Consider the following 17,150-nt stretch of genomic DNA (forward strand, 5'->3'; position numbering starts at 1 on the left):
TAGCGGTGTTTTTAGATTTTTAAATCAAGTCGCTATTAAGCTTCTTGAATAATAACCAACTTGATAGTGGTAGTCACTTCTGAGTGAATTTGCAAATCGATATCGAATTCGCCAGTTTCACGTAAAGTACCAACAGGTAATTTAACTTCAGATTTAGTCACTTCAACACCAGCAGCAGTAATTGCATTTGCTATGTCGCGTGTACCAACAGAACCAAACAACTTACCTTCATCACCAGCAGGAGAAGCAATAGTCACTTCACCCAACGCAGCGATTTTATCTGCACGAGCTTGTGCTGCAGCAAGTTGTTCAGCAATTTTTGCTTCCAACTCAGCACGACGCTGTTCAAATTTTTCTACATTTACTTTAGTAGCGGGAACTGCTTTACCTTGCGGAAACAAGAAGTTACGCGCGTAACCTGATTTTACAGTGACTTTGTCACCCAAGCCGCCTAGGTTAGCGATCTTGTCTAATAGTATGATTTCCATCTTTGCTACCTATCGATTACTTGTGAGAATCAGTATATGGAAGCAACGCTAAGAAGCGCGCACGCTTAATTGCAGTTGACAACTGACGCTGATATTTCGCGCTAGTTCCAGTGATACGACTAGGTACAATTTTACCACTTTCAGTGATGTAATTTTTTAACATAGCGATGTCTTTATAATCTATCGCAGCAACACCTTCAGCAGAAAAACGACAGAATTTACGACGTCTAAAAAAACGAGCCATTATTCATCCCCTTCTTTTTCAGGAGCTGTATCGGCAGTTTCTTCAACAGCCTCTGCAGCAGCAGGTTTTTCATAAGGTTTTTCATCACGTTTTTCACGACGTTCTTCTTTAGCCATAGGTGACTGTTCAGTAACAGCATCTTTGGTACGCATAACAAGGTTACGCAAAACAACATCATTAAAACGGAAAGCAGTTTCTAGCTCTTCAACAGCTTCAGCAGTTGCTTCAGCGTTTACTAAGACATAGTGTGCTTTATGAAGTTTATCGATTGGGTAAGCCAATTGACGACGGCCCCAATCTTCCAAGCGGTGAATAACCCCGCCTTCTTGGGTAAGAATTCCAGTATAACGCTCGATCATACCTGGAACTTGTTCACTCTGGTCAGGGTGAACCATAAATACGATTTCATAATGACGCATATATGTTGCTCCTCACGGTTGTAGCCTCGATAGCACAGTCAAACTATATAGAGACAAGGAACTAAAATTAGTGACTGATTTAAGCGGCGCGGATTGTATATAAACTGGACTTTTTGTACAAGTTTTATTTGGCTTTCAGCCGGTAATAGTGCAGTTTTTCAGGGATTTAAAAGTAATTTGCTTGCTAGCAGCGTAAAAACCCACGTTTAAACAGAATATACAAGACTGTTGAAACGTCATTCCGGTAGTCTTTTGAGCCGGAATCTGGTGGATTTATCTTAGAGGAATTCGTGTATTGAAAAAACTCAAAGCATGCGCTGCGCTTACCCGCCTCCATGCGGTTTTTGACTCGAAGGGATTCGAGTCAAAACTGGCAGGGAGGCCAGTAAGCGTAAGCGCATGCCTTTCTGGCGTAGCCATTCAAAATAAAAAGCCGACAACAGCTAGGCAACAAGTCTCATGCATATGTTTGACATATGCCAAAAGAACACTACACTTAGCATATACACGACATATGCAAGGTTTTATTTATGGCGACAGCATCACTATTTATCAATGGCAAAAGCCAAGCGGTACGGATTCCTAAAGAATTAGAGTTCGAAGGTATTAATGAGGTGGAAATCACCCGTCAAGGTGATTCTATTGTATTAACCCCAAAACGTAAGTCTTGGGGCAGTTTTGTCGATGTAAACAAAGCCGATGATGATTTTATGACGCAGCGCTCAGAGATTGTTGAAAACGGCAGGGTTAAGCTTTGAAAAAAACCTACATGTTAGATACCAATATTTGCTCCTTTATTATGCGTGAGCGCCCATTGTATTTATTAAAAGTGTTACAAGCTCATGTGGAGAATAAAGATCGCATTGTGGTGTCAGCTATCACTTATGCTGAAATGCGCTTTGGTGCCATCGGTAGGAAAGCCTCACCCAAACATAATATTATTGTTGATGAATTTATGTCTCGCGTAGATGGCATTTTGGCTTGGGATCAATATGCAGTAGAAGCAAGTACAGTCATAAAGAAAGATTTAAGTGACAAAGGCACGCCTATCGGTGCGAATGATACTGCTATAGCTGGCCACGCGATAGCAAGCGATTGCATTTTAGTGACTAACAATACTAGAGAGTTTAAACGCGTCATCGGGCTTCAGCTTGAAGACTGGACACAAGAATAAAATAGAGAAAATTAAAAGGACACGCACGTTAATTTTTGCAAAGCCATTCAAAACTCTTAGTCGGTAATGCGCCCGCCGCGTGGACGATGACTTTGATTTGATCTCGAATGAATGCTCGCCGCTTATGAGATGAATTTACTAAGGCAATATACAGAGATACCAACAGTAAAAAAGAATGAAAATTGGTTTTATAAAAAGAGAACTTGGCGCGCCCAGAGAGATTCGAACTCCCGACCAACTGGTTCGAAGCCAGTTACTCTATCCAGCTGAGCTATGGGCGCATTGCAAGTAGGCGACGGATGCTAGCACAAGCTATCGAAATTATCAGAATACTCTTGTTAATTATTGGCGGAGGCACTTAAAACTGATTAAATCGACAGACCTTGGATTTTTGTTTATTAGCCCTGTTACGCTAGAATGGAACCAATGCCAAAACTAACGACAATTCCGATGACTTTTAAATTAAAACCCGCCACCAAAGGCGATATCGATTTTCTAGTTAATTTGCGAAAACAGACCATGAGCGAACACCTTGATGTTGCGGGCTGGTTTATGGATGACACAGGACATCTAGAACGCGTATTAATCAATTTTGAAGATTGTTACCTGATCGAAACCGACCAAGAAACAATCGGGATGGTGAAATACCTCAACCACCCAGACAAAATTTTTGTGATGCAATTGCAAATTCTGGCAAAGTATCAAAGGCAAGGAATGGGTCGAAAAGTAGTTGAATATCTTATTGAATTAGCCCGCGACGATTCAAAACATGTTGAACTTCACGTACTAAAGGCCAATCCAGCCAAACTACTGTATGAACGTTTGGGTTTCGCTGTTTATGACGAAGATAAGCTCGAATTTCATATGACTACGCAACAATAACCAGTCAGCCATTAACTAGGTAGCCTATTTGGGCCAAGCTCCCTTTTCTAGTTTCGGAGAAAGGCCGCGCTACAGGTTATAACGCTTCTGAACAAATACCTTTTATGCCAATCCCATTAAATACGCCTTAATAGATTGTAAGCAATTCACAGACAGCTATCGCCGCGCAGCCGATGCTTTATTCTCTTTACAATGAAAGTAACTATTTCCTCTTAAAAATAGACTATTGAGGTGGATTGCATTTCTTTACATTCGTTATCAATTATCAACAGATATGTGCGTCTTGGGTGACTATTATCGGGTCATTAATTTAAACCAAGAAGGAAATGTAATGACTAAAAATTCTAGACTTGCTTTTGGACTCGTATGTTTGAGTTTAACCGCTTGTGACGAAAACTTATTTAATTTAGTGGGCGAACAGCATGTTCGTGTCTATCAAGACGACCAAGCAATCAGTTGCGCCGATACTGGGACAATCTCTGTAAAAACCCATGGCAAATTACTGATTGATGAAAACATCGAATTACACTGCTCGCAAAAGGGCAATGATGGTATGTCCTACACGCAATCATGTGGTTCTGAAACTGGATCAATTAATATTTTCACCATTCACCATAAAGATTTAGATACCGCAGAATCTTTAGGATTTTCAAGGCTATCCACTCTTCCTGATGCTCAATTTGATACGAAATGTGAATTTAAAGTGATATCCGATGCAAAAAAATACGCTTTAATTAATCAGCTCAAAGACCAATCCAGCAATTGGCAAACGAACAAAACAGCAGAATATAAATTTCAATACAATGTGAAATACAGTGACTGCGCCACCTTTGCGCCGACTCCCATAGTCACCATTACCGTCATTAATGATGAAATCAGCACTGTATATGACATCGAAAACGAAACGTTCCTTACCGACATTACTGATTACAAAACCATTGATGAGTTGTATAGCGAGCTTGACCTTCTATTAAAACTGACTCCCTTAGAGGCTGGCTTAAGTCCAAGTGCACTTAACAAATTACCAATTTTTGGTGCAACTGGTTTACCTGAACAATACTTTATCGATTCTGGTGGTGAAGCTTGTGATGCAGCTAACTATATAATGAGTGATCTTGAATTGTTGTAATATGGATTGACTAGACAAAAAATGAATTAAATGGCGCTGTAATTTTCTTAAAATTGCAGCGCTTTTGCATTAATGTATAAACGTCGACTCTATCGACCAGACACTCTTTCTTCACTCTGCAATAGCGTCCATACCAAGCCTAAACCAATTGAATAGGTGTTTGTTTCCAAGAACAACGGGCTGTCTTCATTTGCTGCACCTTCGTGCATCGAGGTGCTTCCACCGACGAACATCCTGATATTTTCTGTGGCATTGAAGGATACACTGACCAATAACCGAGTACCTAAATAGCCGCCTTTTGCATCATATGCTTGACGTTGCTCTGTGACAAAGTCTTGGTCCACTTGATAAAAATAATCCTGTAACTTTTCACTTGCCCATGTTGGCGACACACTTATGGATAAAGCTGTCTTATCGCTCAGCCACCCTTTTTGTCTATACCTAAAATCGGGTTGAAAAACATATCCCCGATGATCCATTCCAGAAAAGTCAGTGGAAAACACCCCACGGGTTTGCAAGTTTAAGAAAAGTTCGCCGCGACCATGCTGCTCAAATTCAAATTTCGATAAACGCATTTTGATCTGGGGTCCCAGTTCAAAAATAAAATCTAAATCTGGCATACCTGCCCGAGCTAAATTGTCATCTGAATTTGCACCAAATGAAGCCGACAACGATAAATCTAATTCATACCAACTTTTATCAACCGCAACTGCCCGAGCGATAGAGCCATCACCAATACGCAAGGTTTTGCCTCGATAAACAAAATAGGGAGAGGGAATGACATTCGTCTGGCTTTGATTAGCCGCGGGATACTCGGGCGAATTAAAAGCTGCCGCAAATATACCCGCCTCCCAAACCGGACGCATATCATCTTCTAGGGAAATTTCCTCTTGTGCCTTGATGTTGGCGCTCATTGCAACTAACAATATTACTACCCAATATTTGGCTAAATAAAGCCGATTATTTATTGCTACCAAAATTAATCCTTATATAAAGCACTGCCAACATTGTTCGGATAAGTACTCTGGGACATCGAGAAAAGATCCCAGTTGTCGAGTCTTATAAAATGTATTCGGTATCCTATGTCAAATTTATGCTAGAAAACATCGCATTTATTTCACTTTTTTATAAAAAAAGCCTTGAGATCACTTCTGCTAACCCCATCTCTGGACGCAGAACAAAGTTCTATTACAAAGAATTCTAAGCAGGCGATGCGTCTTCTGCTTAATCATCGCCTTTAAATAGAAGGCACAAAATATCATTAACATTGGAATTTTCAGGAGATTTGAAAATGGCAATTCGTCCTTTAAACGATCGCGTTATCGTTAAGCGTCACGAACAAGAAAGCAAATCTGCAGGTGGCATAGTACTAACAGGCTCTGCAGCAGAAAAATCAACTCGCGGTGAAGTTATCGCTGTAGGCAATGGCCGTGTACTAGACAACGGCGACGTGAAAGCAGTTGACGTTAAAATCGGCGACATCGTAATTTTTAACGATGGTTATGGGGTTAAAACTGAAAAGTTAGACGGCGAAGACGTGCTTATCCTTAGCGAAAGCGACATCTTAGCAGTAGTCGAATAAACCCAATCCAATAACAGAATTTTAGAGGAATTATTATCATGGCAGCTAAAGAAGTTCGTTTTTCTGATGACGCTCGCGCAAAAATGTTAGCAGGCGTTAACGTCCTAGCTAACGCAGTAAAAGTTACCCTTGGTCCTAAAGGCCGTCACGTAGTATTGGACAAGTCTTTCGGTGCACCTACCATCACTAAAGATGGTGTATCTGTAGCCAAAGAAATCGAATTAGAAGATAAATTCGAAAACATGGGCGCACAGATGGTCAAAGAAGTGGCGTCTAAAGCCAATGACGAAGCCGGTGACGGAACAACGACTGCAACAGTTTTAGCTCAAGCTATCGTAACTGAAGGTTTAAAATCAGTTGCTGCAGGTATGAACCCAATGGATCTTAAACGTGGTATCGACAAAGCTGTTGTTGCTGCAGTTGAAGCGTTAAAAGGCCTTTCAGTTCCATGTGCAGACAGCAAAGCCATCGCACAAGTGGGTACTATCTCTGCTAACTCTGATTCAGAAGTAGGCGACCTAATCGCTGAAGCAATGGACAAAGTAGGTAAAGAAGGCGTTATCACTGTTGAAGAAGGTCAAGCACTTCAAAACGAATTAGACGTTGTTGAAGGTATGCAGTTCGACCGCGGTTACCTTTCTCCTTATTTCATGAACAACCAAGAAAACGGTACTGTTGAATTAGACAGCCCTTATATTCTTTTGGTTGACAAAAAAATCTCTAACATCCGTGAATTACTACCTACTCTTGAAGCAGTAGCAAAAGCCTCTAAGCCTTTGTTAATTATTGCTGAAGACGTTGAAGGTGAAGCGCTAGCAACACTAGTAGTGAACAACATGCGCGGTATCGTTAAAGTAGCAGCTGTTAAAGCTCCTGGTTTTGGTGACCGTCGTAAAGCTATGCTTCAAGACATCGCTACCTTAACTGGTGGTACTGTGATTTCTGAAGAAATCGGTCTAGACCTTGAAAAAGTGACCCTAGAAGACTTAGGTACAGCAAAACGTGTTGTTATCAACAAAGACAACACTACTGTTGTTGATGGTGCTGGCGAAGAAGACATGATCAAAGGTCGTGTTGCGCAAATTCGCGGCCAAATCGAAGATTCAACTTCTGACTACGACAAAGAAAAACTGCAAGAACGTCTAGCTAAATTAGCTGGCGGTGTTGCGGTAATCAAAGTTGGCGCAGCCACTGAAGTAGAAATGAAAGAGAAAAAAGCCCGCGTTGAAGATGCACTTCACGCGACTCGCGCCGCAGTTGAAGAAGGTGTGGTAGCAGGTGGTGGTGTAGCACTAGTACGTGCCGCTTCTAAAGTTGCTTCGCTAACGGGCGACAACGAAGACCAAACACACGGCATTAAATTGTTGTTACGTGCAATGGAAGCGCCTATGCGTCAAATCGCATCAAACGCCGGTGCAGAAGCTTCAGTTGTCACTAACGAAGTGAAAAACGGTACTGATAACTACGGTTATAACGCTGGTAACGACACTTACGGCGACATGATAGAAATGGGTATCCTAGACCCAACTAAAGTGACGCGTTCTGCACTTCAGTTTGCTGCATCTATCGCTAGCTTGATGATCACTACAGAATGTATGATCACTGACGCACCTAAAGACGATGCACCTGGCATGCCTGATATGGGCGGCATGGGCGGCGGCATGGGTGGCATGGGCGGCATGATGTAATCCGATAGGATTACTATACCGTGCATAACATTGCATAAGCTTGAAATGTGAACACTTTAAAGCCCGCAGATCTATGGTCTGCGGGCTTTTTTTAATGCCTTTAGTTTTGTCTAGTGCTCACTGATTATTAATTTTCGCTTAGACCCAAGAAACTCATCAATAATCAGTATTTCATCTTAAAAAACAACATTTATCTTAGATGTAGCAAAAGCGTGATGCTGTTTGTTCATAACAAAACTCAGTATGTTGCCCAGCAAGCACTTATCCTTTGTTTTAATTACCCTTCACTGAATAAATGGATAGTTAGCATGACAATATCCACCTTGTATTGTCACAAATTCATGAGCGTATCGAGTTAATCCTAAGTTTGATTTAGGACAAAAACGCAAACGTGAAACCCAGATACCGCAGCAAATAGCCACTGATTTGGATGACTATTCTAGTTCTATCGATGGTACCTTAACCAAAATAGTCACTACCACTTACCTTGTCGAATAAGCACAAAAAACTGCGCCATTACACCTAACGGATGGAGTGGAAATTGGCACCATGACTTATTAAATACCAAACCGTAATGATATTAAGATTACATCGAGTCACATACTCAGTTACGCAAAAAGAGTCTCGCATGGCATTTCCTTTTTAATACATGTGTCTACTTTCAATCTGATTCGGTAAAGGTATATTTGTGCTGTGGCGTGATTAGACTCAAGGTACGTTTGCCCGCGGCTTCACCTACAATAAGATCAAAATAACCTCGGGTTGCACCACTTACAGTTATCAAAGAATGAGTGCCATCTGCATTCGCTTTACTTCCCAATGGTGCGCGCCACGTTCCACTGTCGAGAATAACCTCAGAGCCATTCACAATAATATCCACTGTGCCTAATTTAGGGCTATGATATTTTTTAGCCAGATTAGCTAACAAATCCGGGTTAACAGGAATAGTAATGTCTTTTCGTGCCTCAACCATTGCTTTTTGCTTGGCTGCGGCACTTGCGGTTATTTGTGCTTGGGCTTTATCTACAGCGTCGTATAACAACTCAATCAGTTTCCTACCAAAAGGTTTAGTTAAGTTCCAGCCTTCGTCTGAATTGGTGAGGATGACAGCACCGATATTTGCGCTCGGTATAATCATCATTTGCGACTGATAACCTGCCATAGAACCACCATGCTCAATGATGGCAACGCCACTCATATCCCTATTTGACAACCCCATACCATAAGACGATCCTGCGCCCGTTTCTACTGTGGGTACGCGGCGCTCAAGTAATGGCTCGGCAGCAAACAAGCGAGTGCCATCAGGCGCTAATCCTGCGGTCAGTTCATTTTGAATATATTTGAGCATATCGGTAGTGGTTGACCACGCACCACCAGCAGGACGATAAGCCGTTACAGTATGGTTAAATCCCGCAAATGAGGTTTGCCTAACAGCATCTATATTAGCGTCGACATCTATGACATAAGGTTTCGCGACATTGCCGATAATTGCATCATTGAAATTAAAGGTCGTATTGTTCATACCTAGAGGGTCAAAAATAATATCCTGCATTGCTTTATCATAGGCGGCTCCTATTTCCATATCAGGGTAAAGCACATGACCGGCAACGTAACCGGCAACAGCGGCCATTTGATTGTTATATTGATAGATTTCACCAAACTTACTGGTCGGCTGGGTCGCCGCTAATTCCTCAAAAACAGCGGTCGCAGGTGTATCGGCTTGATTATTAAACACCCACTCATAATCTTTACGTGGCAGACCTGTGCAAGCGCACACTAGATGACGTATCAGTACACTTTTTGTGGTCGCGTCGTCACCTAAACGAAAATCAGGATAATGTTTGATGACCTGATCGTCCCAGTTAATTTTGCCCATTTCAACAAGCTTTGAGAGCAACAGCGTACTCATGCCTTTGGTATTAGAAGCAATGATAAATCGTGTATCACCATCAATTTTTTGTTGGGTTTCTTGGTCTTTCACACCTACCCCGCCACTGTATACCACTTCGCCGTTCTGGATAATACCAATACCCACACCAGGCACTTGATGCAGGTCTGCGGCCTGCTCAACAAAAGCCAGTAGTTCTGCTAGCATTTCTGGGGATATCTGCTTGGCAATGCGACCTGACAAATCTTCACCTTGGTACCCGGCGCGCGTTAGACTGCCAAACATGGCGCGCGCAGCAGCACCGCGCTTACCAATAGTACCTAAATCACCGTGCAGTAAAACTACTGCCCATTGACCTTCGAACTGATGAGGTTCTGCGTATACAACAAGCTCCTCACTGGGCGAAGTTTCATAGTCAATTGACCAAATTTTGTCCCATCCTTTTGATGAGGGGTTTTCAGTTAACAATTTTACTTTTCGGTCAAAACCGATATCGAGAAGATCCCAAGCTTTTTTAGCGGCAGATTCTGGATCAACAGCATTCGCAACTGTTACCAGTGAAAGGGTTAAATTGTCTTCAGGCGCAGTAAAGGTAATCACGTTGTGCTTATCGCTACGTGACCAGTCTTTAGGCTCGGTAAAGGTAGGAGGGGCCTTGGCGATTTGTTGCGACTCGCTTAGCGGCATTTTGTTTTGTGTATTACTTCCGGCGCATCCTGCTATTAACAACGTTAGGGTTAAAATTATCAGTGTCTTCATGATTAACATTCCTGCCAATTAGTAGTCTAGATTTACCAGTATAGGTGTCGCTGATTTCTTAACAAATAATTCATTTCTGCAAAAGTTTCAACAATGTATTCAGTACTCAACTTCACGATTTCAGTCGAATATTGTTTTGATTATGTAAAAATTACTAAGCGAAATTCAGTTACATAACCATACACATCAAGTTGCATATCGTTAACTAAACGTTGGAAAACATAACACTTTTAATCAAATCAACTTTCGCTTGCTCTCGCGGTGCGATTTTATTGGCTAAACAAAGACTAAAGTCATAAAAACAGTCATTTGCACAAATCAAACGGATCTCGCCGTTTTGTACTTCTTCGTTGATATAACTAATGGGTAAATATCCGATATAAACCCCTGATAGAATGAGGGTTTTGCGGGTGTCAAATTGATAGGCTTTGGCTTCTAACTTGAGTTTTAGTAACTGCTCCCTACCCGCTTGATCCACCTCAAGACCTGGATGTACTGCACTGTAGGAGCGAAGTAAATCTTCACTTATGAGTTCATCATCTATGTCAAAAAGCGGATGGGTTTTAGCACAACACAAAAACATCGGTTCACTAAATATCTGTTGGTATTCAAGCCCGTCTACTGGCTTATAATTGGGGATCAGACCCACATGGGCTTTGTCTCGTAACAGGGATTTTTCAATATTTTGAATCGAATCAACATCTAATACGAGTTGTAATTTTGGTGCTTGTTGATGAATAAGTTTTACCACTTCGGCCAGCCTTTTTTGTTTGGAAATATCCAGTTGGTCCGCACACAGAATCACTAATTCACCACTTAGTTCGCTGTTAAGAGATAACACTAACAACGAAAAATCATTCATGGATTCAAACATATCGGTGCAAGCATGATAAATAATGCGGCCCGCCTCGGTCAGTGCAAACCCGCCTCTGCCTCGCGAGCATAACTTTAGTTTGAGTCTCGCTTCTAAGTTACCCATGTGCACACTGATGGTTGAGCGAGTAATACCTAGCTCATTTTCCGCTGCTGCAAATCCACCGTTTTCTACCACAGATTTAAAAATACGTAATAGCCTTAAATCAAAATCGGTGACGGGTTTTGGGATCAGGCTAGAGGACTTCATAAGTTTTATCTACATAAGCGTAAAGGTTTAATGTTTTATATTTAACGATATCTGGATTTGAGTTTCAATGACTAAAAATAAGTCGCGGAGTACAAAATGCAAAATATCACTGACCAAGCCTTGGTCAAAACCGAGTCATACATTGACGGCCATTGGGTTGCAAGCACAGCAAAGATTGCAGTGTGTAATCCTGCCAATGGTGAAGTGTTAGTCAACATTAGCGATGCCAACCCAGAAATAGCCGAACAAGCTGTTGTAGCAGCGAGTAAAGCATTGGCCTCTTGGTCTGCAAAAAGTGCGCAACAACGCTCTGACATACTGCGCAAATGGTTTGAGCTTATGATCCAACATCAAGACGACTTAGGGCGTATTTTAACCTTAGAACAAGGTAAGCCTTTAGCTGAGGCCAAAGGAGAAATTGCCTATGGTGCTTCATTTATTGAGTGGTTTGCTGAAGAAGGAAAACGTGTTTACGGCGATGTTATCCCAGCACCAAGTGGTGATAAACGTATATTAGTCATTAAACAACCTGTTGGCGTGGTAGCTGCCATCACTCCATGGAACTTCCCTAATGCCATGATTGCCCGTAAAGCGGCTGCGGCTTTGGCTGCGGGTTGTACATTTGTGGTACGTCCCGCCACACAAACACCCTTGTCGGCTCTGGCAATGGCCGAATTGGCGTCACGAGCAGGTATTCCTGCAGGCGTGTTTAACGTAGTGGTGGGCGAAGACGCGAGTGGCCTAGGCAAAGTGCTCACTGAACATCCTTTAGTGGCCAAGTTTACTTTTACTGGCTCAACGGGTGTGGGTAAAAAACTGATTGCCCAATGCGCTAGCACAGTGAAAAAAGTGTCTATGGAATTAGGAGGCAACGCCCCTTTTATTGTATTTGATGATGCTGACATTGACGCTGCGGTTCAGGGGGCGTTGGTATCTAAATACCGTAACGCAGGGCAAACCTGTGTTTGTACCAACCGTATATTGGTACAGCGTAAGGTACATAAAGCCTTTTGCGAAAAATTCATTGCCGCAGTGCAAGATTTAAAAGTGGGTGACGGCTTGAGCAGTGGTACCCAAATTGGCCCGATGATCACCACAAAAGCGGCTAGTGACGTACATGAATTAGTACAGCAATCCATTGCCCTAGGTGCGGAATTGGTGCTGGGTGGTAGACGTGCTGAACAAGGTGACAATTACTATTTACCCACTGTACTTACCAATGTCACCAATGACATGCCTATCGCCAACAATGAAATTTTTGGCCCAGTGTCACCCATTATTTGTTTTGACGATGAAAGTGAAGCCATTGAGTTGGCCAATGCAACCGAATATGGACTGGCCGGATATTTTTATAGTCGTAATATTGGGCGTATTTTCCGCGTAGCTGAGTCATTAGATTTTGGCATGATTGGTGTGAATGAGGGCGCGATATCAAATGCTGCCGCACCTTTTGGTGGAATGAAACAGTCTGGCAATGGTCGTGAAGGCTCACGCTATGGGTTAGACGATTATTTAGAAATTAAATACCTTTGTTTAGGTGGTATGGAGAGTCACTCATGAGTATGAATCAATCAGTTATACAGCAAGTTACAACTAATCAAGCTTTACAAAAACGTAAAACAGCGGTCATTGCGAGAGGACAAGGTAATGTCTATCCAGTTTTTGTTGATTATGCGAAAAACTCAGAGGTGTGGGATGTTGATGGCAATCGCTACATTGATTTTGCCTCTGGTATAGCGGTGTGTAATACAGGTCATAGTCATCCATTAATTGTCGAAGCCGTCAAAAACCAAGTTGAGAAATTTAGTCATAGCTGTGTGATGGTCAATCCCTATGAAGTGGCGATTACACTAGCTGAAAAATTGGTGGAATTGGCTCCAGGCGAATCAGCTAAAAAGGCTATTTTTGTTAGCACTGGCGCTGAAGCGGTAGAAAACTGCATCAAGATAGCCAGAGCGCACACCAAACGTCGTGGCGTAATCGCCTTTAATGGAGGGTTTCATGGAAGAACCAATATGACCATGGCACTAACGGGTAAAATTGCCCCTTATAAAAAAGACTTTGGGCCGTTTCCAGCGGAGATCTACCACGTACCTTTTCCCAATGAGTTACATGGCATATCAGTGGCCGATTCATTACAAGCGCTGAATATTTTATTTAAAGTAGATATTGCTGCTGAGGACGTTGCCGCAATCATTGTTGAACCCGTACAAGGCGAAGGGGGATTTTATCAGGCTCCTGCCGAATTTTTGCAAGGTCTGCGTGACTTGTGTGACCAACATGGCATTGTATTGATAGCGGATGAAATTCAAACAGGCTTTGCCCGTACCGGTAAAATGTTTTGTTTTGAACACGCCAATGTCGAACCCGATCTAATTACCATGGCAAAAGGCATTGCCGGTGGTTTACCTTTATCCGCAGTAGTGGGTAAACAAGCCATTATGGATGCGCCTCTGCCCGGTGGTCTTGGAGGCACCTATGGTGGTTCACCAGTGGCTTGTGCTGCTGCTTTATCTGTATTGCAAATAATCGAACAAGAAAACCTAGTACAACGCAGCAATGAAATAGGCCAAATATTTGCGCAGCACCTAGAAGAAATGAAACTTCACTACCCTGGTTTTATTGTTGATGTGCGCCAAATAGGTGCCATGCTCGCCATTGAGTTGGTAAGTGACAACGATGTGGATAAACCTAATCCTGCTTTAACCCAAGCTATTATTGGCAAAGCAGCGGAATATGGATTGATATTATTAGCCTGTGGATTTTATGGAAACGTGATCCGTTTTCTGCCGCCATTGACCATTAGTGATGAAACTCTTGAAGAAGGTATTGCTAAATTTAAGTTACTCTTTCAGGATGTCATTGCGCTGCAAAATATTAAAACACAGTAGGATTGCCATTCAAATATGCTTAAACGATTGATCCATATAGACAATTCCCTTGACGAGAGTTTACAGAGTCAAATCCGTAATAAACTGGTTGAAGGGATCCTAATTGGATCATTCGCTTTAGGCAGCCGCTTGCCCTCTTCGCGAAAACTCGCAGAACAGCTGGGGGTAGCACGAAATACTGTGGTGTTGGTCTACCAAAACTTGCAGGACGAAGGTTACATTGTCAGCAGAGAACGCAGTGGGATCTACGTCAATGAAAAAATCCATCAAGGTTGGGTCAATCAAAATGAAGTCAGCCACCACTACTTGCCAAAAGTAAGTGATAATCAGCACAGATTCAAACATGCCGTGCAAACCACTAACCAAACCGCTTGCCCTGCAGATTGGCAAAAGTACAACTTCCCTTTTATTGATGGAAAATTCGATTCGTCGTTATATCCCGTAAAAGAATGGCGAGATGCCAATCAACAAGCCAATGTAACCCGTGAAATAAACCAATGGTCACATTTACAAGGTTTGGGTGATGACCCTATGTTATTGGAACAGATTCGCACTAAGGTCATTCCTCGGCGAGGCATTCAGGCCAGTAGTAACGAAATTATGATCACTGTGGGTACTCAACAAGCGCTACACCTTGTCAGTCAGTTGTTTGTGGATGCGTCTGTCACTGTGGCAGTTGAAGAACCCGGTTACCCTGAAGTACGTGATCTTTTGCAATACAATGGTGCCAAGTTGGTTTATCAACCAGTAGACGACAACGGTATGTTAGTTGACTCGCAACTGGACCAATGTGACATTATTTACACAACCCCTAGCCATCAAACTCCCACAAGTGTGACTATGTCCATGTCGCGTCGCCAAGCGTTGCTTCAAAAAGCCAAAGAAGAAGATATCTTGATTATTGAAGACGACTTCGAATTTGAAAGTAATTTTTTACGACAACCACATCCAGCGCTGCGCAGTTTAGATACTGAAAATCGCGTGATTTATATTTCCTGTTTATCCAAAGTATTGGCCTCGGGTATCCAAATAGGCTTTATTGTGGCCGACTCTGGCGTAATCAGCGAACTTAAAAAACTCCGAAAAATGACCATGCGTAACCCACCATTAAATAATCAAAGAGCGGTAGCCTATTTTCTGTCATTAGGTTATTACGATGCCTTTATGCTGCATTTACATAAAGTCTTTTTTGAACGTTGGTTAACCTTGCGCGAGGCATTAAATACCTACCTACCCAATTGTATTGATACCGGCCCTATTCAAGGTGGCACTGCCTACTGGATAACAGGTCCCAAACAACTAGATGGCGAAAACTTACGTGAAAAAGCAGCAGAACTTGGCATCCTGATTGAGCCGGTTAAACGTTACTTTGCCAAAGGCAAACACCCTGAGAATTGTTTTCGTATGGGAGTCACTAGTATTCCCAATGACAGAATCCGGGCTGGGGTGAGTAAACTCGCAGAGCTTATCCACCAATTAACCGCTGAGTATGAAGAAAAACTCACTGACGCAAGTGGCAAACTGCTTAGCAATGAAGTGCTTAAAAAATTGTTGCCGGGTACGCGCCTAGAATGTCAAATGGTGTACGGCGTACCTTGTACAATTGACCTATTACCCGATGGTTCCATGTCAGGACACACCAGTGGCATCGACAGCGAAACCGATACTGGCCGTTGGTGGATTGAAGACGGTATGTATTGGCGACAATGGAAACTATGGAGTTATGGCGAGGTTAAAGGATTTTACGTAGTAGTAGATGGCTCACAGATGAAATGGTTTGACAAAAACTACTGTTTTGTTCGTCAATTAGATATAAAAGAACACACCAAAAATCTGGACCCATAGAACCAAGCAAACTGGCTCTATCGGTTCTACTCTGGACCCATTACAGTTTCTTAAAGACAATGGAAAATCACAATGTCATCAGTATATGAGGAACTCAATGAGTCATTTTACCATCGCTGGTTTACAACTGGCCTCTTCATACGGGAACAACCTACAACAGATTGCCAAAGAAATAGTCAGCTGTAAAAAGCGTTTTCCATGGCTAGATATGTTGGTATTAGGTGAGCTCAATAGTTTTGGACCAGAAAAAAAATATGCTGAACCTTTACCTGGCCCTACCGAAAAGTTTTACTGTGATATAGCCAAAGAGCATAACATCTGGCTGATCCCTGGTAGTCACTATGAACAAGCTGAAGAGGGCGTTTACAACACCACTTCGGTTATCAATAATCACGGCGAAGTGGTATGTCGTTATCGCAAGATGTTTCCTTTTTGTCCTTACGAAAAAGGCGTGGAAAGTGGTAAAGACATAGTGGTATTTGATGTCCCACAAGGTCGTATTGGCGTTGCCATATGTTACGATCTTTGGTTTCCAGAAGTGGCTCGCAGCATGGTATGCGAGGGGGCAGAAGTGCTTATCTATCCTACCATGACAGGTACTATTGACCGTTCAGTAGAATTAAATTTGGCTAAGGCTACCGCTGCCATTAATCAATGTTATGTAGTGGCTGTGAACACAGCTGGCGCTTTAGGTAATGGGCAATCGATTATTGTGGGGCCTCAAGGTGATGAAATCTATTGCGCGGGTGAATTACAAGAAATCATCCCTATAGAAATTGACTTTGCACACATCCGACGTACCCGAGATCGAGGCCTACATAACTTGGGGCAACCATTAAAAAGTTTTCGTGACAATCAGCATACCCTGACTAATCAAGCAATGAATAAACCAAGTGACTTTTTAAATCAATTGGGGCCACTGACCTTACCCGCTCGTGAAGAAGACTGACAACCAAACTGGACCAACAACTGGCACCAATCTGGTACTACGAAGAAAGTATTTACTGTTCTAACCTCGAACAAGATTATAAAAAATAA

General features: G+C 42.3%; 16 protein-coding genes and 1 tRNA gene. 10 read left to right on the forward strand and 7 right to left on the reverse strand.

Annotated features, from left to right (window positions below; genetic code table 11):
- Positions 1-35: 35 nt before the first annotated feature.
- From rplI to rpsF, 3 genes are read right to left on the reverse strand one after another with little or no spacing between them, the layout of a single operon-like run.
- Positions 36-488 (reverse strand): 50S ribosomal protein L9, encoded by a 453-nt coding sequence (gene rplI, locus AAC000_RS12540; protein WP_339723131.1) that lies wholly within the window; start codon positions 486-488, stop codon positions 36-38.
- Positions 489-504: 16 nt separating this feature from the next.
- Positions 505-732 (reverse strand): 30S ribosomal protein S18, encoded by a 228-nt coding sequence (gene rpsR / locus AAC000_RS12545; RefSeq protein ID WP_158966663.1) that lies wholly within the window; start codon positions 730-732, stop codon positions 505-507.
- Positions 732-1,151: a 30S ribosomal protein S6 gene (gene rpsF / locus AAC000_RS12550; RefSeq protein ID WP_339723132.1), complete on the reverse strand. Its 420-nt coding sequence runs from the start codon at positions 1,149-1,151 to the stop codon at positions 732-734. The genes rpsR and rpsF overlap by 1 nt, the downstream gene beginning before the upstream one ends.
- A 530-nt stretch (positions 1,152-1,681) precedes the next feature.
- Between rpsF and vapB the strand changes: the two genes are divergently transcribed.
- Both vapB and AAC000_RS12560 read left to right on the forward strand, forming a co-directional pair.
- Positions 1,682-1,909 (forward strand): type II toxin-antitoxin system VapB family antitoxin, encoded by a 228-nt coding sequence (gene vapB / locus AAC000_RS12555; RefSeq protein WP_339723133.1) that lies wholly within the window; start codon positions 1,682-1,684, stop codon positions 1,907-1,909.
- Positions 1,906-2,325 (forward strand): type II toxin-antitoxin system VapC family toxin, encoded by a 420-nt coding sequence (locus AAC000_RS12560; protein ID WP_339723134.1) that lies wholly within the window; start codon positions 1,906-1,908, stop codon positions 2,323-2,325. The genes vapB and AAC000_RS12560 overlap by 4 nt, the downstream gene beginning before the upstream one ends.
- A gap of 204 nt (positions 2,326-2,529) precedes the next feature.
- On the opposite strand, the gene AAC000_RS12565 is transcribed toward AAC000_RS12560, so the two are convergent.
- Positions 2,530-2,606 (reverse strand) — tRNA-Arg (locus tag AAC000_RS12565).
- A gap of 145 nt (positions 2,607-2,751) precedes the next feature.
- Here AAC000_RS12565 and AAC000_RS12570 point away from each other — a divergent pair.
- Entirely contained in the window at positions 2,752-3,207 is a 456-nt protein-coding gene (locus AAC000_RS12570) for a GNAT family N-acetyltransferase (RefSeq protein ID WP_339723135.1), read from the forward strand.
- Between the two features lie 331 nt (positions 3,208-3,538).
- Complete coding sequence (locus AAC000_RS12575) at positions 3,539-4,336, forward strand: hypothetical protein (RefSeq protein WP_339723136.1); 798 nt, start codon at positions 3,539-3,541, stop codon at positions 4,334-4,336.
- 89 nt (positions 4,337-4,425) lie between these two features.
- On the opposite strand, the gene AAC000_RS12580 is transcribed toward AAC000_RS12575, so the two are convergent.
- Entirely contained in the window at positions 4,426-5,313 is an 888-nt protein-coding gene (locus AAC000_RS12580; RefSeq protein WP_339723137.1) for a MipA/OmpV family protein, read from the reverse strand.
- A gap of 314 nt (positions 5,314-5,627) precedes the next feature.
- Between AAC000_RS12580 and AAC000_RS12585 the strand changes: the two genes are divergently transcribed.
- Both AAC000_RS12585 and groL read left to right on the forward strand, forming a co-directional pair.
- Positions 5,628-5,918 (forward strand): co-chaperone GroES, encoded by a 291-nt coding sequence (locus AAC000_RS12585; protein ID WP_339723138.1) that lies wholly within the window; start codon positions 5,628-5,630, stop codon positions 5,916-5,918.
- 38 nt (positions 5,919-5,956) lie between these two features.
- On the forward strand, positions 5,957-7,606 hold the full coding sequence (gene groL, locus AAC000_RS12590; RefSeq protein ID WP_339723139.1) for a chaperonin GroEL: 1,650 nt from the start codon (positions 5,957-5,959) through the stop codon (positions 7,604-7,606).
- A gap of 661 nt (positions 7,607-8,267) precedes the next feature.
- Here the strand turns inward: groL and AAC000_RS12595 are convergent.
- Both AAC000_RS12595 and AAC000_RS12600 read right to left on the reverse strand, forming a co-directional pair.
- Positions 8,268-10,253 (reverse strand): serine hydrolase domain-containing protein, encoded by a 1,986-nt coding sequence (locus tag AAC000_RS12595; RefSeq protein WP_339723140.1) that lies wholly within the window; start codon positions 10,251-10,253, stop codon positions 8,268-8,270.
- A 205-nt stretch (positions 10,254-10,458) separates the two neighbouring features.
- Positions 10,459-11,376, reverse strand: coding sequence for a LysR family transcriptional regulator (locus AAC000_RS12600; protein ID WP_339723141.1), 918 nt, complete (start codon positions 11,374-11,376; stop codon positions 10,459-10,461).
- Positions 11,377-11,472: 96 nt separating this feature from the next.
- Between AAC000_RS12600 and AAC000_RS12605 the strand changes: the two genes are divergently transcribed.
- The 4 genes from AAC000_RS12605 (at position 11,473) to AAC000_RS12620 (ending at position 17,061) form a co-directional block, all read left to right on the forward strand.
- A complete protein-coding gene (locus AAC000_RS12605) occupies positions 11,473-12,936 on the forward strand; it encodes an NAD-dependent succinate-semialdehyde dehydrogenase (RefSeq protein WP_339723142.1) in 1,464 nt (487 codons plus the stop codon).
- Positions 12,933-14,267, forward strand: coding sequence for a 4-aminobutyrate--2-oxoglutarate transaminase (gene gabT / locus AAC000_RS12610; protein ID WP_339723143.1), 1,335 nt, complete (start codon positions 12,933-12,935; stop codon positions 14,265-14,267). The genes AAC000_RS12605 and gabT overlap by 4 nt, the downstream gene beginning before the upstream one ends.
- A gap of 15 nt (positions 14,268-14,282) precedes the next feature.
- Entirely contained in the window at positions 14,283-16,112 is a 1,830-nt protein-coding gene (locus AAC000_RS12615) for a PLP-dependent aminotransferase family protein (protein WP_339723144.1), read from the forward strand.
- A 97-nt stretch (positions 16,113-16,209) separates the two neighbouring features.
- Positions 16,210-17,061 carry a carbon-nitrogen hydrolase family protein gene (locus AAC000_RS12620; RefSeq protein ID WP_339723145.1) on the forward strand — a complete coding sequence of 284 codons (852 nt, stop codon included), beginning with the start codon at positions 16,210-16,212 and terminating at the stop codon, positions 17,059-17,061.
- Positions 17,062-17,150 lie beyond the last annotated feature (89 nt).

This window comes from uncultured Paraglaciecola sp. (assembly GCF_963977085.1).
In the GTDB taxonomy this organism is placed as follows: domain Bacteria; phylum Pseudomonadota; class Gammaproteobacteria; order Enterobacterales; family Alteromonadaceae; genus Paraglaciecola.